This window comes from Alteromonas gracilis, assembly GCF_036870955.2.
GTDB lineage: Bacteria > Pseudomonadota > Gammaproteobacteria > Enterobacterales > Alteromonadaceae > Alteromonas > Alteromonas gracilis_A.
Window position 1 is genome coordinate 3,709,079 of sequence record NZ_CP145482.2, and the last position, 18,903, is coordinate 3,727,981.

Here is an 18,903-nt window from a genome sequence, read left to right on the forward strand (position 1 = left end):
TCATGACCAGTAAGGTGCCCTCACCTGAAAACACAGATCGCTCTCTTGATAACGTGAGAGCGCTGCTTATTGGGCGTGACGAAAAGTTTGTCGATGAGAAGCTAAAACAGAATGCGAAACACTATGTCAGTGACGTTGTCTCAGAGGCGTTAATTACCCGCGAAAATAAAGACGGCTCTGTCAATAAGGTCTTGGTGCCATTAGTCGAGAAGTCGTTACATCGTTCAATAGAAGCGAACAGTGATAAAATTGTGGGTTCGCTTTACCCGCTCGTTGGTACATTAGTCAGAAAAGCGTTTTCATCTTTCATCATTGAATTTGTTGAGCGGACTAACACGCTTATTGAAAATAGCTTGAGCCCCAAGAGTATTTCATGGCGCTTCAAGGCGTGGCAATCGGGGGTCAAATATTCTGAATTTGTCGCCGCGCAGATATATCAGTACCAAGTCCAGCAACTACTCGTTATTCACAGAGAAACGGGGACTCTGCTGCGCAATGTTTCTTCCGATCCTGAAAAGGAGAAAGATGCCGACCTCATTTCTTCAATGTTAGTTGCCATTAACGACTTTGTTGCCGATGCTTTTAGTGAAAGCCAAGGTGACGCAGAAAATGAAATCGGTGAGATAAAGACGGGTAATTTCACGTTACTTATTAAAATTGGGCCTCAAGCCATTTTAGTCGCGGCGGTGACGGGTATTGTTCCCCCCGATATGCGCAGAAAGCTTCAGCTGACACTCGAACAGTTTCATCAGTTTTACCAAACGCCATTAACCAACTATGACGGAAATAATGCACCATTTGATGGCGCAGAGACGATCCTCTCAGACTGCTTAGTAAGTGAAAAAAAAGAACAAAAGAAAAAGCCCAAACGACTTGTTGGTGCACTCCTGCTTTTCGCTGTCGCTGCAATTTTAATGGTACTCGCCTCTTTGCGCCTCTCACTTAGTATTTTGAAAAACGATATTGAAAGGCTGCAGCCACCCGATGGAATACTCGTCGCAGACACCTATATTGACCAAGGTAAAATACATACTAAGGTATTGAGAGACCCATCTGTGACTAGCGTCGATGAGTGGCTAAAGCAAAATGAAGTAGATACGACGCGTATTCGAATCATAGAAGAGCCTTTCGCTTCTCTTAAACCAGTAGTGGTCAAACAAAAGCTCACCCAACTGCTTAATGACTATCCATTACAAGACAGAGAAACGTTATCAGTAAATGAAGCCGCGAGTGAAATAGCCATTAGTGGTCAAGTGTTTTCATCTACCGCGGCCCAGTTGACTCAACAGCTAGAATCAATCCCTGGCATCGATAGTCTTATCATTAATACACAAAGATTGGCTATTGTCCCTGTGGTTGAGATTAATGATGAAACACTTCAGCGAGCGGCGCTTGGCAGGCTTGTCGACAAAATATCTTCGCAAAGTGTACTTTTTGCTACTAACCAAGACACCATTTCTGCAGTAGAGTTAGCAAAGCTAGAGTTGCTAGCCAGCGACATATCTACGCTTGAGGCGCTGGCGATTAAGACGAATACGTTTATTAGCATTGTAGTATTGGGAGCCAGTGATAATTCAGGTTCAAGTGCGCGCAATAAAGTGTTAAGCCAAAAACGAGCAGACACTGTCGTGAACACGCTTGTGTCACTTGGTGTCAAAAGCGAACTACTGATTGCCGTAAGCCTCGGTGAACTGCCATTGAAAAAAGCATCAATGGGGCGCTCTGTTATGATTAATGTTTTAACGTCCGATGTGAAATAGTAAGGAAGCTGGAAGGTGATTCAGAAAAAAGTATGTATTCTCGGACCAACAGGTGTTGGAAAAACCAGCTTAACCAAGCAGTTTGTAGAAGGTATTTTTTCAGAAAAGTACAAAACGACAATTGGCGTCAAAATAGATAAAAAGCAGATCAGCAAAGAATCACAAGACGTTCAGCTTCTAATCTGGGACTTAGAGGGAATTGATCGCTACTGTGGCTTTAATCCCCGATACCTTCGTGGTGCCAGCGCTTATATTATTGTTGTTGATCAAACTCGCTCTCAGTCTTTGCTAGAAGGTATGGAAATTTTGGAGTTAGCCAAAGACCACTACCCCAATATTCCTGCATTTTTTGTAGTAAATAAAACTGACCTTCCCACCAGCTGGCATTGGAGCGAAGAAGAGTTGAACGCTTATGCGCAAAAGTTCGTTTCTCTAGTAAAAACCAGTGCAAAAACTGGTGAGAATGTTGAAGCGCTGTTTAATACCATTGCGTTCTGGTAGGGGAAATCCATGGATATTCACTTATTAAATGCTTTAGGTATCACCAATTGTGCATTGTTTCGATGTCACAGCAATGACGACATAGAGTGCTTAACAAGCGACCTAGGATGGTTACATGGTGTCGTATTACTCGATGACCAGCGCCGCTTAGTCAAAAGCGATATCCCTTCTCTATTTCTAACCGATTTTTTCATTGATGCGAATGAAGTGTGGCAAGGCGACGCGGCATTCACATTGTCTTCAGGTTTTTGGACTGAACGAATCAATGATACAGAGTTGCGCTTAGAAGCATTGGCGATTAATAGTGGAGCGCAATCTCGATATTTGGTGATAAAAAATGTTGAGGACGAATTTAACGACAAGCGTAAGACACTACAAGCTGCACGAGAGTTACTCCTCAGCCATCATGAAATAGTGGGGCAACACGAATATATCAGACACAAACTCAATGATGTTCTCAGAAAAAATAATCGACTCCAGCGACTAGTACCACCTATTCAGCAAGCTATATATGATTTAGATACAGGTGTTGTGATCATTGATGCTAAAGGCCACTTAGTACTAGACAATAAAGCGGCTCATCGATTACTTGTGTGTAACAGCACTACGCCAAGTTCGACACGTATTGATGAACTTTTGAATATTTTGGACGCCTCCCAGTCATTTCTGCCTTCCCTGATTAAGAAAAAAGCGCCATGGCAAGGCGAAGTATTTTGGCAGCCCGTCGGAAGCTTCAATGCATGGCTGCAGTTGACAATACACCCTGTCTTGCAAGGTACCCAATTGACGCATTGGGTTTATTTGTTTACTGACATTACGCACATTCACAACAAACGTGAAAAAGTGCTTAGTGCAAGCGGTATGGATTCACTCACAAATGTGGCCAGTAGAGGTATCTTCTTAAATACGGTTCGTTAAGCTCATCAACGAAGGCGTGGCGTTTAAACTTTTTATCATCGATATATGTCGATTCAAACGCATTAATGAGATGCTCAGCTATAAGTCTGGGGATGAAATTCTAAAGTCTTTTGCCTTGCGCCTTCAGTCATATGTTAATAACGCCGGGTTTATTGCACGAATTGGCAGTAATGAATTTGCATTGATTATGCGCGACGACAACACACTGTCGTCATCACATGATGCGTTAATACCCGGGCTAATCGAGAAGCTCACGCGCACCTACACCGTGCTCGACGGAACCGAACCAAACCTAGCGGTAAACATTGGAGAGGTGAGCTTTCCAAGTAACTGTAATTCAGCAGAGACCTTACTACACCACGCCGATATTGCACTTCAAGCCGCTAAATACGCGGGTAAAAATATCGCGCTTGCATACAGCGAAGAGTTACATAGACAGCATCACGCCGTGAATCATCTTGAAAATCAGATGCGAGAAGCAATTAAAAACAATCACCTTAAGCTTTATTTACAGCCTATTGTTGATTTGGCTTCGGGTAAAATAGTCAAGTGCGAAGCCCTGACCCGCTGGATTACTCCAGAAGGAAAGTTTATTCCTCCTGAAGTCTTTATCCCTTTGGCCGAAAAAAGTGATTTGATATTTCCATTTGGAGAATGGCTTATCGATGCAGCATGTGACGCGATAAAACAAATTAACGCGGCAAATATCGATATTAGGCTTGCTATTAATATTTCCGGGCGCCAAGTGAGCGACCTGGACTTACTTGACCAAATAAAAGCAGCAATCAACGAGCACAACATTGACGCGCGACACCTCTCAATAGAGCTAACCGAGAGTATTCTTATCAAACGACTAGATACCGTATCTGTGCTGCTTAACGAGCTTCGCTCTATGGGTGTGACCGTTTCGATTGATGACTTTGGAACGGGGTTTAGCTCGCTGGTTTACCTCAAAAAGCTTCCCATAGACGAACTCAAGATTGACCGTTCATTTGTCAGTGAGTTAGAAAACAATACCGACGACCAAGCCATAGTTCAGGCCATCCTAGGTCTCGCCAAAAACCTCAATATCAACATTATTGCTGAGGGTATTGAGACCCCTCAGCAACAAAATTTTTTGACGATGCATGGATGCCACTATGGCCAAGGGTACCTTTATCAAAGACCTGTGCCACTTAGCGAATTTATCACCGTGGCAAAGCGGTTAAATTAACCCCATGTGCCCTGCGTGAAACTCTAAATGCTCTTCGATAAATGACGCGATGAAATAGTAACTATGGTCATAGCCTTCATGCATATTAAGCGTAAGCTGTGTTTCCGAGCGCTGCGCCGCATGAACAAGTGATTCTGGCTTAAGCTGCTCGTGTAAAAACTCATCTTTCGTTCCCTGCTCTACCAACAAGGGAACATAATGCGTTTTGTTGGTAAGCAATTTGGCAGCATCGTAGTGCTCCCATTGTGCGCTGTCACTACCCAAATAGTTGCTAAACGCTTTTTGTCCCCAAGGACAGTCGCTTGGGTTTGCAATAGGACTAAACGCAGATACAGAAACGTACTTATTAGGATTTCTCAAACCGATAACAAGTGCTCCGTGGCCTCCCATTGAGTGACCACTAATGGCACGCTCTTTTGTCACGGGAAAACTTTCCTCGATGAGGGCTGGGAGCTCCTCTGTTACGTAGCTATACATTTTATAATGGGTGTTCCACGGCGCTTCTGTGGCGTCAACATAAAAACCTACACCTAACCCAAAATCATAATTGCCGTCGGCATCGTCAGGCACGTTTTCCCCGCGAGGAGAAGTATCAGGCGCAACAATGGCCATGCCCAACTCGGCGGCAAGTTTCATTGCTCCCGCTTTCTGCATAAAATTTTGGTCCGTGCAAGTCAGGCCAGACAACCAATAAAGTACTTGAGTACAGGTTTGTCTTTAGAAGCAAATGGCGGTAAGAAAATTGCGAATGTCATCTCGCACTGTGTTGTAGTTGCGGTGTGGGTGTAGCGCAGGTGTTGTCCACCAAACACTCTATTTTCACCTATAAGCTCCATTTTGTTTCCTTTTCATCATTAATTTGCGCCTTTATTGTGGAATCAGTAAAGGCTCTATCGGATTTTAGATCAAGTTCGTTTACACTAAGTGCCTAATTTTTGAGGTAAGTAAAATGGTAAAAGCCCTATTGCATCATGTTGTTGGCACAATTTCCGTCATCGTTTACTTTTTAAACACCGTGTTATGGGCAACGCCCATTTTGTTGCTATCGATATTTAAGCTCATTCCCATACCTCAATGGCGCCGTTTTATCTCATACTTCTTAGACGCCTGCGCCACTGCGTGGATAAGTGTGAACAATATTAACCAACGAATCAGCGGGGGCACCACGTGGCAAGTAAACGGGCTCGAGAAGCTCAATCGTGACGATTGGTATCTTGTGCTGGCCAATCATCAATCTTGGGTTGATATTCTCGTGTTGCAGCGCGTATTCAATCGAAAGATTCCATTTTTAAAGTTCTTTCTCAAAAAAGAACTTATCTATGTCCCTATACTCGGGCTTGCTTGGTGGGCGTTAGATTTTCCTTTCATGCGCAGATACTCAAAGTCGTTTTTGGCGAAAAACCCGCACTTAAAGGGTAAAGATATGGAAACTACGCGAAAAGCATGTGAAAAGTTTCGAACTAAACCTGTCAGTATCATGAATTTTGTCGAAGGTACCCGCTTCACAAAGTCTAAGCATGAAAAGCAAGCTTCCCCCTTTAGCCATTTACTTAAGCCTAAAGCGGGCGGTATTGCCTTTGTGCTTTCTGCAATGGGTGACCAATTGCACAAGCTTATTGACGTGACTATCGATTATCCGCAAGGTGTTCCCTCGTTCTGGGATTTTGTTAGCGGTAAGGTTCGTAACATTCGTGTAAATATCGATGTAATGCCCATAAAAGACATTATGGATAACGGCATATTTAGTGATAATTACTTCGACGACCCGCAAGTTAGGGCCCGCTTTCAGTCTTGGTTGAACGAACGCTGGCAAGCAAAAGATAGCTTATTGGAATCACTTAACGCAACGCAGAAACCATTATGATCCGTGCAGTACTCGCTCCATTTATTTTTATCATACATACCACTCTTCAAGTTTTAAACCTCGCGTTATGGGGTGGCTTGATTATTGTTCTTGGGCTGGTGAAGTTACTTTTGCCTAACGGCCCTGTTAAAGCACTATGGAACAAGATCATGCACACGCTCATGTTCAGTTTTGGTCGATTCAGCGTATTGCTCATTCGTTTATTTAACAATATAGACATTGAATGTGCGGTACACGGAGAGCTCGCAAAGGACCGGTGGTATCTCATTATTGCAAATCACCTTAGCTATCTTGATATTATCCTGTTGATCGAATTTGCAACTCACCGTATCCCAGCGCCAAAGTTCTTTTTGAAAAAAGAGCTTATTTGGTTACCTTTCGTCGGCTTAGGTGCTTGGGCGCTAGATATGCCGTTTATGCATAGATATACTCGCGCGTACCTGGAAAAACATCCCGAAAAGAAAGGGAAAGATCTCGAGACCACCAAAGCCTATTGTGAAAAGTTTAGAACCGTTCCAACCACAGTAATCAATTTTGTAGAAGGTACGCGTTTCACTACAGAAAAACATACGGCCAAGCAAAGCCCATATTCAAATTTACTCCCCCCAAAGCGGGCGGTGTGTCATTTACACTTGCTGCAATGGGCGAGTTATTTACTAACGTGTTAGATATCTCACTACTGTATCCAGAGAATAAAAATCATCCTATGATGGCAATGCTTAGCGGTCGAATGACAAAAATAGTGATTGACGTCAATGTCACTCCAGTGCCTGAATTACAGCAACAATCACAGCGCACAGAGTCAGAGTTTCGTCTCTATTTTCAAGACTGGTTAAATAGCTTGTGGAAAAATAAAGACAACCGAATTAAGAAACTATTGGAGTCTTAATAGATGGAAGTGAGCAGCTCAATTAGAGATACTTTTATTCACTTTGTAAAAGATGTTTTTCCGAGCCTCACTACAGAGGACCCGCTCTATAATGTATTAGCACTAGGCGCAATCCTCGTTATCAGTGCACTTATTTATATCATTGCCAGGCTGCTGGTTCGCCCACAAATTGCCAGCTGGGTCTATAAGACGAATAACCGCTGGGACAACGCACTTCAAGAGCATGGCTTTTTCCGGCGCTTAATGCACCTTTTCCCTGCACTTTTTATCTATATTGCGACACCAGTATTGATAGAAGATGAAGCCATCATGCATGGTATGGTTATCAAATCGGCTCAACTTTACATGCTCTACAGCGGGCTATTGGCCCTCTATGCACTGCTAAGTACGGTAGAAGACGTTTACAATGCATCAGCGCTTGCAAGACGTGCACCCATAACCGGTTTTATTCAAGTAACCAAGCTCGCCTTCGCCATAATCACTATTTTATTGAGCATTTCATTAATTGTAGATAGAAGCCCCCTTCTGATAGTTTCGGGGCTCACCGCACTCGCTGCAGTACTCTTGCTCATTTTCAGAGACACCATATTAGGATTCGTTGCTGGTATTCAAATTGCGGCCAACCGCATGTTCAATACTGGCGATTGGATTGCTATGCCCAAATATGAGGTAGACGGTGAAATCTTAGAGATTGGTTTAACTAACGTTAAGGTGCAGAACTGGGATAACACTATTTCAACGTTACCCACATACAGCTTAACTACAGAAGCGGTAAAGAATTGGCGTGGTATGCAAGAGTCCGGTGGTCGCCGTATCAAGCGCGCTATTTATATCGATATACATTCAATTAAGCTATGCGATGGCGAGATGTTAGAGCGCTTTTCAGGTATTCGTTATATCAATGAATACATCGAGAAAAAGAAGAACGAACTGCGCGACTATCACCGCGATTTTTCTATAGACGAGTCTGATTTATTAAATAGCCGTAGGCTGACTAATATCGGTACTTTTAGGGCTTACCTAGAGGCCTATTTGCGTAAGCATCCAAACATAAATCAAGATATGACACTAATGGTACGCCAATTACCGCCTAATGAACTTGGACTGCCATTGGAAATCTATTGTTTTAGTGCAGAAAAAGCATGGGTTAAGTACGAAAAGATTCAGGCAGATATCTTCGACCATGTCATGGCTATGCTTGCCCCTTTTGACCTACACGCTTATCAGCGAGATGGGCATTTGTCTTTATTAGCGCATCGCGAGTCATCTGCATTCTCGCATGAAAGTAAGATACCTGCAGAGCAAGTCGATCAGTAGTGTTACGCTTCGGTTATTAAGTGTACACCTAGGGCTTGCTCGCCTTTGTAATGCGCTCTGTTAAGCGGCACACTCGAAGCGTACTATTGAGCATGAATATCATACCTTCTGCAATGAACAAGGTGCTGAGGTGTAGCAACATTGTGGTCTTCTTATTTACAAGGTGACGACAATGAAAAAAACGTCCATGGTTCTCTTTTTTGCCTTATTCATGTTGAGTGCTACGGTGAGCGCCGCACCTCAGCTGCTTTACCACCAAAACAATGATGCGAAAGCAATAAGTGGGTCAATTGCAGCCCTTACCGCTGCCATCCGGCAAGGAAAGAGCATTCGAATATATATGAACCTTGGTTTCGTCGAGCATTCCATGGATGCTGGTTTTTTGAGTGTTATTGGAGACAACGTATACGCACAAATCAGCGGTATCCAAGCTCAGCGTCCAGATCGTGAAAACCAAACCATTGAACTAAAACCCTACTCTCGCCATATTGGGTTTTATTCGACGCGAAGCCCGTATGAAATTAAATGGTATAGCACAGACTGAAGAAATACTGTTTAGACGGGAAGTAAATTGAGAATAATTATGATGGTTTGCCGTGTTGAATAACAGGACAAACCATCTGATAAAACCAATATGTTAGTTATTGGTTTTGTTGCTTTGGCAGGCAGTCGCTACGCAATGGCATATGCCATAAGTAAGCACAGTACTAAACCAGTGACACCAAAAAAGCCATACTCGATTTTCTCTTGCATGCCTTCTGCGCCAGCTTTTGCTGTCATAAAGCCCATAACGATGCTGCTTAGTCCTAGCGTAAAAGCAATTAGCGCAACACCAAACATAATTGCATTAATCCAATCAGCCATTGTGGTAACCCCTTAAAATAATTGGCGGTATTATGCACCAATTAAAATCTTTTGAACATGCTTTAGCTGGGTTTAATTCTATAGGACATGACGAGTTTAACGACTTCTTGATCTTGGTCAAAATTGCTACTTTGTCGACAAATTCACTAATTAATTAACGAAAAGCTAAGAACGCCAGATTCACAAAACAATTAAGCCATTGTTTTAAAATGAAAATAATTTATGGCAAGGCCATTGCAGTAGATAGCAGTAGACAGTGCAATAGATATGTCAATAGTACATCAATGATAAATGAATAACGCTATACCATGGCAAGATTGATTAAGGAAAAAACAATGTCAAAAAAACTTTTACTTTCAGCTGCAGTAGCAAGTGTTTTGTTTAGTGGCCAGGCATTGGCTCACAATTCAAGCTTCCAGAACAATAGCTGTGATATCGAGCTAGATGGTCACATCAAATACTATCAAGGCGATTTGACTGTCAAAATGGACGATGGCTCGGTTATGACAATTGACAAGTTTCATAACCTTACCGTTAATGGCAGTGATGTTTCGCTAAGCAGCGAACAGCAAGAATGGGTAAGCGAGTATTACAATCGTATTGATGAAGCTATTCCCATGACATTAACTATTGCCAGTGAAGGACTGGAAATTGCGAACGTCGCTGTGACCGAAGTTTTCTCTGAGTTACTCGGTTCAGACAATGACATGGACGCGAGCTTTCAAACGTTGTTTACCAACCTTGAAGGCAAATTGTCAGCGTCGTTTTACGATGATGCTGGAAATATCCGCATTGACTCAGCGCAATACGACGAGCCGGGTTGGTTTGACGAAAGCTGGGAGCAAGAGTTTGAAGAAGAACTTGAAACGCTTATCAGCGAGTCGATGGGCAGGATCTTAATCGCACTTGGCACTCAAATGTTGTGGGAAGGCGGCGATATGGAAGACTTTGAGCAAAGAATGGAAGCGTGGGGTGAAGATCTTGAATACCGTTTGGAATCACAGGCAGCTGCGCTAGAAGAAAAGGGTCAAGCGTTGTGTGAAGTGCTGAAAAAAGCAGACTATGCAGAAGGTAAAATGCAGGCCTCTATTTCTGGCCTTGATGACCTGAACTTACTCGACCTAGATGGTCACGGCGAAATGAAGATGTAATTTCAGCAACGCCCCTAAGTAATATACAAGTATGTCGATGCCGAGCAAATTGCTCGGCATCGTTGTTTTATCACCTCTATTACTCTTAAATGCTTATTTGTCTAGCCCGGACTTGCTAGTTTTAACGAGCTGAGTAATGATCACTTCACTCTTTGTACATAAGTGAAAGCAAGCTCATGAAGCAGAAACTTGTCATTAGTGGCTATGGCTGGCTCGCGGGTTATCTTGGTGATGCGCTTCAGCAAACTTTGGATATCGTAGGGACCAGCAGAAACGACGACAAATTAGCGTTGTTATCAAAAAAGGGAATATCAGGTGTTAAGTTTGCACTGGGTGACAACACTCGGGAACTTCAGAAACATCTAAATGGCGCCACTTTTGTCATTAATATTCCCCCCGGCAGACGAAATACCAATTTAGCGTCGTTCACCAAGAACATGTGTACGCTTGTTGACGATGCCATTAGCGCAAACGTAGCTCATATTGTGTTTATAAGCACCACTTCAGTCTACGGAGATAGCACTGATAATACGCTAACGGAAGAAGCGCCATTGCATCCAGAAACTGAATCAGCAAAAGCACACGTGGCAGTTGAACAGTATCTCGCCGAGCGCTTGTCGAGTAAATGTGATTCTCATAGGTCAACTCACTACACGTGCGTGCGGCTTGCAGGTCTTGTAGGGCCTGATCGACACCCTGCAAATTCATTGAGCGGGAGAACCGTAGGCAAAGGCAATAAACGAGTAAATCTTGTGTATATTACTGACGTAGTAAGTGCCCTTAAGAAGATTGTTACAGCACCTACCGAAGAAAAGCTCTACCACCTCTGCGCCAATGAACACCCTAAAAGGGGAGAGTATTACGTCGCGGCTGCCGAAGCATTACAGGTTACTCCGCCTGTATTTAGTGAAACTGACAACAAACCTTGTGGAAAGGTAATTGATGCCTCACAAAGTTGGGAAAAATTGGGTATTGTTCCTCAATATGCTTCGCCCGACGCAATGTTCTAATGGTATACATATTGATAAAAGGCTCAGCAGTGCGCTGAGCAGTTCTGATGACGTGTAATGCACAAAAAACGGCGACTAAATAGTCGCCGTTTTTTCATACTCTTAATGTTTTCACTCCAATCGCAGCAGTCTTAGCGAATTAGCCAAAAAAACTAAAACCGAAATACTTAACTGCTACCGTATTGACGAAAATGACAAGCAGAATGAACGGAATAAACGTCTTTAAAGAAACATCGACATATTTTTCGAACCAGCTTTCTTTGAAGCCGCTGCTGCCTTCCTCAAGTGAAGTATTAAAATTAGCACTCTTCCAGCGGTGGATAACAAAAATACAAATTAGCAATCCATTGAGCGGCAAAATCGTCTCGTAAAACACATCAATAATGACATCGAAGAGCGATTTATCTACCCCTGCATAGTGCATAAATGTGGTTAGAAACTCCACTTTTCCAAATGACAACGCACTTAATATGGCCAGAACAATCATAATACTGCCTAGCGATGCCAACGCCCATTTACGACTCACTCCTTTCTCGTCCATCAATGCCGCAACGGGAACTTCGAAGATGGAAACAAGTGATGTAATTGCAGCGAAAAACACCAGCAAGAAGAAAAGGCTCGCTACGATTGAAGCGCCCACGTAGCCAATAGAACTTTGAAGCGCTAGGAAGATATTCGGCAAGTAAGTGAAAATCATGCCAACCGATGACTCACTTAATTCATCAGGATTTATTTCTGGGTTGAATGAGAAAATAGCAGGTAAAATCATCAAGCCTGCAGTAAATGCTACCGCAGTGTCAGTTAATGCGACCAACTTAGCAGAGTTTGGTACGTCAGCGCGTTTGTCGATGTAACTTCCATAGGTAATCAATATGCCCATTCCTAGCGATAGCGAGAAAAACGCTTGGGACAATGCGCCATTAATGACAGAAGCGGTTAACTTTGAGAAATCAGGAACAATATAAAACTCAACCCCTGCCATGGCATTTTCGCGAGTCAGTACAAATACGACCAGACCAAGAAGCATGACAAAAAGTGCTTAAGCATAAGAAGCTTGGCTGCCTTTTCGATGCCCTCTTTTACGCCGCCTTGCAAAATAAGATAAACCACTGCTACGACTACCGCCATATAGGCGAAAATAGACGGTGAGTTAATGAACAAGCCAAATGTGTTGGGGTCAGCAAGCTTATCTAGATTACCGCTTACCGCCTCGTAGAGATAGCCAAATATCCACACCGTAATGACCATATAAAACACGGCTATCATAAATGGCGTTGCGATGGCTAGCCACCCTGCGAGTTTCCATTTAGGGCTGTTGTTGCTAATTGCACTATAGGCTCCTAGAGGGTCCTTTTTGGCATGTCTACCGACTGACATTTCAGCCAACATCATAAGTAAACAGATGGCAAAGACAAAGATAGCGTACATTAACAAGAATGCACCGCCACCATTTTTGGCTGCACCAACAGGAAAACCAACCAAATTACCTATGCCTACTGCTGAACCTGCAGCCGCTAGAATAAACCCTATGCGCGATCCGAACTGTTCTCTGGCCCCGCTCATATCCCTTCCTCTTGTTGAGTTATTGTTATTTATTGTCGGGATGGCGTTTGTAGTGGTGACTCACATGTGGCGTCAACGCGTTGTATTGCAACCGTTAAAGGCGTATCAATACGCTGCACCATTCCCAAAAGGAGCATGGTAACAGCAGTGAAATAAAAAGTCTTGATGTTGAATAAACAGAAATGTGGTCTGACCGTATCACCAGGTTACCACTTGACCATCCCAGTCGATAAAATGACAACTTTGTTCGCGGTCAAGCGTTACAAGATGAGATAACAATTGCTCTGCAGTGAAGTCAGGGGTAAAGAGCTTTTTCGCTGCGACATTTTTCTGAAAAGGTTTAGATAGAGATGTGTCAACCGTTCCCGGGTGATAGCACACCAACATAATGTTCTTTAACCTTCGTTTGTATTCAACTGATGCTGATTTGACAAACATGTTGAGCGCAGCTTTCGATGCGCGATAGCCATACCAGCCACCTAATCCGTTGTCAGATATACTTCCCACTCGAGCACTGAGACAAACAACGGTCGCTTCTGCTTTGTCCATTATTTTCACTAAATGCTTCAACCATAAAGATGGAATGATCGTGTTTACAGCAAAGTAGCTCTCAAGGGCTTTTTCGTTTACGTCCTCTAGACGTTTCTCTGGATGTATGTCTTTTTCAGGATCATGCAAAAAGCCCGTTGTGATAACGACGTTGTTCAGTGCAATGCCTTCGTCCATTAATTTCAACACAACGTCTTCTATGTGGTTATCATCTTGTTTAGCAAGCACTAGACATTCTACATTTGAAGGATAGTTTCTAGCAGACAGGTCGCTGCGGCTCACCGCTATGACATCATCACCACGAGACGCACACTGACGGATAAGTGCATCAGCAATGCCACCTGAAGCGCCAATAATCAACGTTTTATTTGTCATTTGTTTCTCCTGGAATACAGCGGTCACAGCCGCGCTTTTTACCGGTCAGCCAATAAGAAATGGTGTAGCGGTGCTTGGCAAAGACATTGTAAAACGCATCTGCTGCTATCCTAACAATCGGCCAACGTAGCGGTGCATAGAGCCATCCCATACCCACCGCTTTCCACGCTTCGTGCGTCACATCCAACCCCGTTATCAATGTGCCGTCATCTCGCATACCGTGAATACGAGCATTTAACGCATGCCAATCCAATGTTGGGTATTTCGACTTGAAGTCTGGGGCTTGAATATCGACAAGAGTGAGACGGTTATTTTTGTCTCGCTTTTTCAAATGGCGCATCTCAGCCATACATAAAGGACAATATCCATCGTAAAAAACAATCACTTAACTACCTTTAAAATATCTTTCATCGCTATAAACCCGTGTCGATAATGCCGTGTAATACACTGGGCATAGGTCGAGACCGACACGCTCTCGGAGTTTTTATAATTTAATATTCGTTTATACGCTAAAAAAACCTGCTTGGATGACTTGAGTTGTGGCTCATCGAAACCCACACTAGAGCAAGTTATCCTTCGCGATTAGATATTTTTACGAGGCTTTATTATGGCGAACAAGCAAGTTGCAACACTGGCAGGTGGGTGTTTTTGGTGTATTGAATCAGCGTTCAATACCGTTGAGGGTGTTGAAAAAGCCATATCGGGTTACGCGGCGGGGAAAAGAATGACCCAACCTATGAAGAAGTATGCTCTGGGAACACAGGGCACGCCGAAGTAGTTCAAGTTAACTTCGATGCCGATGTAATTTCGTATCGTGAAATTTTAGAGATATTTTTCGCGCTTCACGACCCAACGCAATTAAATAGACAAGGTAACGACGTAGGTACGCAGTATCGCAGCGCTATTTTTTACCACGATGATACGCAAAAAGCAGAAGCGGAAAAAATTATTGAAGAAATTACCGCCGATGCCATTTGGCCAGATCCGGTAGTTACTGAAGTGGTAGAAATTAACAACTATTATGCGGCAGAAGACTACCATCAAAGCTATTTCAAAAATAACCCTCAAAATCAGTACTGCTCAATGGTTGTTGCGCCAAAACTGGCAAAGTTCAAAAAGACATTTGCTTCGCGCCTACGAAGCGATAGCTAACACGAACAACGTGTTTCAAAATCAGGAATGACAAACAAAAAGGGTTGCAAAAACAACCCTTTTTTAATGCTTGTTTTTATTACTTAAAGAACCCGTTTATTCAAACCAACTGGACTTTAATGGCAGCGGAAACAGCAAAGGCGCCAGATCTTCGTAACGAGAAACATCTGCTTCACACACTGCGTTTTTCATATAATTTTTTTCCCATGGGTCATTAATTATCCATAAGGTGTCTTCAAGCACTACTAACCCTTCCATCGATGCATTGTCCATCACATAGTTGCCACATGCCTCTCCACCATTCACTTTAAACGATACAGGTATACGTTTGGTGGTCTTTTGCTTTGTGATATCAATTATCCATAATTCATTGTCATTTCTAGCCGCAGCCAAAAGAAACGTTTCATTATTCGCTGTTGTGTGCAGCGCTAGACCGTTTATAGGGTGATTACCCGAGGTAAAACTCGGAAGTTCTACGCCTGGTTCGGACACTGGAGCAAACTCTGTTGTAGACCAGAAGTCATCGTCAATATTAACGGTAAAGATTCTTGGCTGACCTGCTTTGTCTTTCTCTAAGCCCAAGTATAAGGTGCCATCTGCTGCCATCGTAAGACCTTCGATGCCATCGTTGGGAAAATTGCCTACTTCATATTCTAGTGAAAATTGAAGCGGGCGTACGCTATTCATCTCTACTTTCCCTTCCCCTTTTAACTTCAGTTTTACCAATAACGTGGGGTAGTCGGTAGAGCCCGTAGCTTCATATTTCGATTCACAGCGAGGGGATAGCGCACCAGTTCGAGTAGCGTCTTCTGTTACAGTATAAATAACAGTTGGGTCACGAGGGTCAACGGCAAGTGCTTCTAAATCTGGCTGCTCACTTAAATAAGTGTAAAAGCAGCTTCTTCTTACCGAGTTAGAAAATGAAAATGAAGCACTTGATGCCGTCAGCTTTGCGTTTGAAGGATTGATGGTGTGCAGTTTCAATTGCTGCGTGGCATCTGCGCTGGCATCGGCAATGGTTACTAACTGTCCGTCAAGCACAACCAGACCAGAGGTTTGTGGATCGAACATCACTTTACCATTGTTGTCGGTTATCCACTCGCCTACTGTCTCCTCAGTAAGGTCAACTTCGGCTGGTTCAATAACGACATTTTTCGGCTCACTGCATGCTGCAATCACTAAGACAGCACAAGCACTAAATATCGACTTCTTAAGCATGTTAAAAGTTTCCTTTTTTACACATCGCATTATTAAATTGTAAGGGAGTATATCCAGCATACCGTTTATTACCAAAAAAGAGTAAGGTTATCCTTCTTAATGTATCTTTTGAGGGTTTAGCTATTTCTACGCAGCATCTTCCACTTGTTATCGCAGGTCCCATCGTTCGAAACGTCACAGAGCGTCAGTGTTGTATTTGGTTGTGCACATCAGTTTCTGATGCACCAAGCTTGGCTTTATCTGAAGGCAAAGACGTACTGAATGGTGAGGGAAGTGCAGAATCGGTAAAGGTTGGGGAGCATGCCTACCTTCATTTGCTACGTTTTGATACTGAACATCCATTTAGCCAAAATATGAGAATTGGCTATAAATTGTGCTTTGAAAACAATGAACACCAATCTCGTTGGGAAGAAGAACTTAAGCCGCTTCTGTACCAAGGCCAGTCCACGTTGAGTTTTCATTTCACAAAAACGCCAACCACTATATTACACGGCTCATGCAGAAAACCTCATTTTCGAGGTGACGATGCACTCACGCAAGTTGATTCACTTCTTCACGCGGCATTTACGCAGGATACCCCTGCCCCAGATTTATTGTTGATGACAGGCGATCAAATTTACGCAGATGATGTAGCGGGCCCCATGCTCAAAGCCATTCACTTCACCATAGAGGCGTTGGGCCTTTATCATGAATCACTGGAAGGCGCTGTAGTGCAAAACACCAGCGAATTAGCCTCACATCAGCACGGCTTTTATGAGCGTGAATTACTACTGCCTCAGATATCCACCAACACCGTACTATCCTCTTTGTTTTTTGGTGCCAAAAAGAAACCGGTTTTTACGTCAGTCAACGCACAAAACCATCTTATTGGCAGCGCCGAAATCATCGCGATGTACTTGCTAGTGTGGTCACAAGCGCTTTGGTCTTTGATAAAAATAGACAAAGAGAATATTGATGAAAAATATCATGAAAACTTCGAAAAAGAAGAACAAGCGCTTAATGGTTTTGTTTCCTCTTTACCTAAAATTCGACGGGGATTAGCGCATATTCCAACCTACATGATTTTTGACGATCACGATGTAACCGATGATTGGAATTTAACGCGAGGTTGGGAGCAAGAAGTATACGGTAACCCTCTGTCGAAAAGGATGATCGGTAATGCGCTTTTGGGGTATTTGCTATGCCAAGGCTGGGGAAATGCACCTAACAAAGTTACTCCACTCATTGAAAGCGTCATCACAAAATACAACAGCGGCGCAGCTAAAGATCATGACGATTTAATTGATCAACTACTTGATTTTGATCAGTGGCATTATCGACTTGATACCACTCCGCCGATAGAAGTACTAGACACAAGAACCCAACGTTGGCGCTCTGAATCAGATTTGAACAAGCCTTCTGGCCTTATGGACTGGGAGGCTCTGTGTGACTTTCAGCATTCCATCATTGGAAAAGAGTCTGTCATTGTTGTGTCTGCCGCGCCTATCTATGGCGTAAAAGTCATCGAAGCAATTCAAAAGATATTTACGTTCTTTGGTAAAGCACTCACCGTTGATGCTGAAAACTGGATGGCACATAAAGGTACTGCAAGCGTCATTCTCAATATTTTCAGACATTATAAGACGCCGCCCGAATTTATAATATTATCCGGTGACGTACATTATTCATTTGTCTACGACGTGAGATTGCGCTTTCGCCGCAATAGTCCGCATATCACACAATTTACATGTAGCGGTTTGAAAAACGCTTTCCCCGATGGCCTCATCAAATGGTTGGATCGCTTGAATCGGGTTTTATATCGCGCCAAGTCACCTTTAAACCTTTTTACACGACGTAGGAATATGTCTGTGAAACCGCGCCACCCAAGCATGGGTTATGGTGAACTTTTTAACGGTTGTGCCCTCGGTGTATTAAAAATTTCACACAATAGCACGCAAGTACAATGCAAGGCTTTGTTGTCCAACGGTAAAGAGGTAGAATTCCCGCCAGTTAACGACGATTAGTTCAAAAGAGGTATCTAATGAGTGATAGCGCCCTGTCAATTGGCTTATTTTACGGCTCAACCACCTGTTACACAGAAATGGCAGCAGAGAAAATACAAGCGCAGCTCAATGGTCTCTTTGACGAAGAGGTAGTCATCTTACACAATATCAAAGATGTCAGCCTTTCTAGGGTAGCGGATTACGATATTGTTATTTTTGGCATCTCTACATGGGACTTTGGTGAACTTCAAGAAGATTGGGAATCTCATTGGGAAGACGTGCACGGTCTCGATCTATCAGGCAAAACTATCGCGCTATTTGGACTGGGTGATCAATTAGGCTATGCCGACTGGTTTCAGGATGCACTCGGTATGCTGCACGATGCTATAGTGCCATCGGGCTGCAAAATAATAGGTTTTTGGCCCAACGACGGATACGAGTTTGCCGAATCTAAAGCACTCACAGCTGACAAGTCAAAATTTGTAGGTCTGTCGCTGGACGATGAAAATCAATACGACAAAACCGATGACCGCATAGCCTCGTGGTGTGAACAAATATTGACTGAATTAGCGTAATG

At 43.2% G+C, this 18,903-nt stretch carries 15 protein-coding genes and 4 pseudogenes; 13 read left to right on the forward strand and 6 right to left on the reverse strand.

The features are described from left to right. The first annotated feature begins 2 nt into the window (after window positions 1–2). The 4 genes from V6N89_RS17845 to V6N89_RS17860 are packed head-to-tail and all read left to right on the forward strand — an operon-like array spanning window position 3 to window position 4,392. Window positions 3–1,760, forward strand: a complete 1,758-nt coding sequence (locus tag V6N89_RS17845; RefSeq protein ID WP_338518752.1) for an OmpA family protein — start codon at window positions 3–5, stop codon at window positions 1,758–1,760. A 15-nt stretch (window positions 1,761–1,775) separates the two neighbouring features. Beyond that, window positions 1,776–2,261: a Rab family GTPase gene (locus V6N89_RS17850; protein ID WP_338518753.1), complete on the forward strand. Its 486-nt coding sequence runs from the start codon at window positions 1,776–1,778 to the stop codon at window positions 2,259–2,261. A gap of 9 nt (window positions 2,262–2,270) precedes the next feature. Next, window positions 2,271–3,179, forward strand: a complete 909-nt coding sequence (locus V6N89_RS17855; protein ID WP_346993051.1) for a hypothetical protein — start codon at window positions 2,271–2,273, stop codon at window positions 3,177–3,179. Window positions 3,180–3,195: 16 nt separating this feature from the next. Beyond that, a complete protein-coding gene (locus V6N89_RS17860; protein WP_338518755.1) occupies window positions 3,196–4,392 on the forward strand; it encodes a putative bifunctional diguanylate cyclase/phosphodiesterase in 1,197 nt (398 codons plus the stop codon). Here the strand turns inward: V6N89_RS17860 and fghA are convergent. Beyond that, a pseudogene (gene fghA / locus V6N89_RS17865) lies at window positions 4,384–5,228 on the reverse strand (S-formylglutathione hydrolase). The gene V6N89_RS17860 and the pseudogene fghA overlap by 9 nt on opposite strands. A gap of 113 nt (window positions 5,229–5,341) precedes the next feature. Here fghA and V6N89_RS17870 point away from each other — a divergent pair. The 4 genes and pseudogenes from V6N89_RS17870 (at window position 5,342) to V6N89_RS17885 (ending at window position 9,006) form a co-directional block, all read left to right on the forward strand. Beyond that, a complete protein-coding gene (locus V6N89_RS17870) occupies window positions 5,342–6,256 on the forward strand; it encodes an acyltransferase (protein WP_338518756.1) in 915 nt (304 codons plus the stop codon). Then, window positions 6,253–7,145, forward strand: a pseudogene (locus V6N89_RS17875) (acyltransferase). Before V6N89_RS17870 ends, V6N89_RS17875 begins: the two are co-directional and overlap by 4 nt. Before the next feature lie 3 nt (window positions 7,146–7,148). Then, complete coding sequence (locus V6N89_RS17880) at window positions 7,149–8,462, forward strand: mechanosensitive ion channel family protein (protein ID WP_338518757.1); 1,314 nt, start codon at window positions 7,149–7,151, stop codon at window positions 8,460–8,462. A gap of 172 nt (window positions 8,463–8,634) precedes the next feature. Beyond that, window positions 8,635–9,006 (forward strand): hypothetical protein, encoded by a 372-nt coding sequence (locus V6N89_RS17885; protein ID WP_338518758.1) that lies wholly within the window; start codon window positions 8,635–8,637, stop codon window positions 9,004–9,006. A gap of 128 nt (window positions 9,007–9,134) precedes the next feature. Here V6N89_RS17885 and V6N89_RS17890 read toward each other — a convergent pair whose 3' ends face one another. Continuing rightward, the gene (locus V6N89_RS17890; protein WP_159627831.1) at window positions 9,135–9,326 is read right to left on the reverse strand and encodes a hypothetical protein; all 192 of its coding nucleotides are present in this window, start codon (window positions 9,324–9,326) and stop codon (window positions 9,135–9,137) included. Window positions 9,327–9,661: 335 nt separating this feature from the next. Between V6N89_RS17890 and V6N89_RS17895 the strand changes: the two genes are divergently transcribed. Further along, the gene (locus V6N89_RS17895) at window positions 9,662–10,477 is read left to right on the forward strand and encodes a DUF2884 family protein (protein WP_338518760.1); all 816 of its coding nucleotides are present in this window, start codon (window positions 9,662–9,664) and stop codon (window positions 10,475–10,477) included. A 176-nt stretch (window positions 10,478–10,653) separates the two neighbouring features. Beyond that, complete coding sequence (locus V6N89_RS17900) at window positions 10,654–11,487, forward strand: NAD-dependent epimerase/dehydratase family protein (protein ID WP_338518761.1); 834 nt, start codon at window positions 10,654–10,656, stop codon at window positions 11,485–11,487. Between the two features lie 139 nt (window positions 11,488–11,626). Here the strand turns inward: V6N89_RS17900 and V6N89_RS17905 are convergent. The 3 genes and pseudogenes from V6N89_RS17905 to V6N89_RS17915 all read right to left on the reverse strand — a co-directional run bounded on the left by V6N89_RS17905 (window position 11,627) and on the right by V6N89_RS17915 (window position 14,359). Beyond that, window positions 11,627–13,050: pseudogene (locus V6N89_RS17905) on the reverse strand (sodium-dependent transporter). A 198-nt stretch (window positions 13,051–13,248) separates the two neighbouring features. Continuing rightward, a complete protein-coding gene (locus V6N89_RS17910) occupies window positions 13,249–13,974 on the reverse strand; it encodes an SDR family NAD(P)-dependent oxidoreductase (RefSeq protein WP_338518762.1) in 726 nt (241 codons plus the stop codon). Beyond that, window positions 13,964–14,359 (reverse strand): thiol-disulfide oxidoreductase DCC family protein, encoded by a 396-nt coding sequence (locus tag V6N89_RS17915; protein ID WP_338518763.1) that lies wholly within the window; start codon window positions 14,357–14,359, stop codon window positions 13,964–13,966. The genes V6N89_RS17910 and V6N89_RS17915 overlap by 11 nt, the downstream gene beginning before the upstream one ends. Before the next feature lie 222 nt (window positions 14,360–14,581). On the opposite strand from V6N89_RS17915, the pseudogene msrA reads away from it, so the two are divergent. After that, window positions 14,582–15,126 (forward strand): annotated as a pseudogene (gene msrA, locus V6N89_RS17920) (peptide-methionine (S)-S-oxide reductase MsrA). A gap of 96 nt (window positions 15,127–15,222) precedes the next feature. On the opposite strand, the gene V6N89_RS17925 reads toward msrA, so the two are convergent. Then, a complete protein-coding gene (locus V6N89_RS17925) occupies window positions 15,223–16,344 on the reverse strand; it encodes a hypothetical protein (RefSeq protein ID WP_338518765.1) in 1,122 nt (373 codons plus the stop codon). Window positions 16,345–16,466: 122 nt separating this feature from the next. Here V6N89_RS17925 and V6N89_RS17930 point away from each other — a divergent pair, with 122 nt between their 5' ends. Beyond that, entirely contained in the window at window positions 16,467–18,347 is a 1,881-nt protein-coding gene (locus tag V6N89_RS17930) for an alkaline phosphatase family protein (protein ID WP_346993817.1), read from the forward strand. Window positions 18,348–18,364: 17 nt separating this feature from the next. Further along, on the forward strand, window positions 18,365–18,901 hold the full coding sequence (fldB, locus tag V6N89_RS17935; RefSeq protein ID WP_338518766.1) for a flavodoxin FldB: 537 nt from the start codon (window positions 18,365–18,367) through the stop codon (window positions 18,899–18,901). Window positions 18,902–18,903: the final 2 nt, after the last annotated feature.

Excerpts from the sequence above, each read along its gene's own strand:
- V6N89_RS17885 (WP_338518758.1), top strand. The coding sequence starts at position 8,635 with ATGAAAAAAACGTCCATGGTTCTCTTTTTTGCCTTATTCATGTTGAGT.
- V6N89_RS17890 (WP_159627831.1), bottom strand. The coding sequence starts at position 9,326 with ATGGCTGATTGGATTAATGCAATTATGTTTGGTGTTGCGCTAATTGCT.
- V6N89_RS17855 (WP_346993051.1), top strand. The coding sequence starts at position 2,271 with ATGGATATTCACTTATTAAATGCTTTAGGTATCACCAATTGTGCATTG.
- fldB (WP_338518766.1), top strand. The coding sequence starts at position 18,365 with ATGAGTGATAGCGCCCTGTCAATTGGCTTATTTTACGGCTCAACCACC.
- V6N89_RS17870 (WP_338518756.1), top strand. The coding sequence starts at position 5,342 with ATGGTAAAAGCCCTATTGCATCATGTTGTTGGCACAATTTCCGTCATC.
- V6N89_RS17845 (WP_338518752.1), top strand. The coding sequence starts at position 3 with ATGACCAGTAAGGTGCCCTCACCTGAAAACACAGATCGCTCTCTTGAT.
- V6N89_RS17895 (WP_338518760.1), top strand. The coding sequence starts at position 9,662 with ATGTCAAAAAAACTTTTACTTTCAGCTGCAGTAGCAAGTGTTTTGTTT.
- V6N89_RS17900 (WP_338518761.1), top strand. The coding sequence starts at position 10,654 with ATGAAGCAGAAACTTGTCATTAGTGGCTATGGCTGGCTCGCGGGTTAT.
- V6N89_RS17925 (WP_338518765.1), bottom strand. The coding sequence starts at position 16,344 with ATGCTTAAGAAGTCGATATTTAGTGCTTGTGCTGTCTTAGTGATTGCA.
- V6N89_RS17910 (WP_338518762.1), bottom strand. The coding sequence starts at position 13,974 with ATGACAAATAAAACGTTGATTATTGGCGCTTCAGGTGGCATTGCTGAT.
- V6N89_RS17880 (WP_338518757.1), top strand. The coding sequence starts at position 7,149 with ATGGAAGTGAGCAGCTCAATTAGAGATACTTTTATTCACTTTGTAAAA.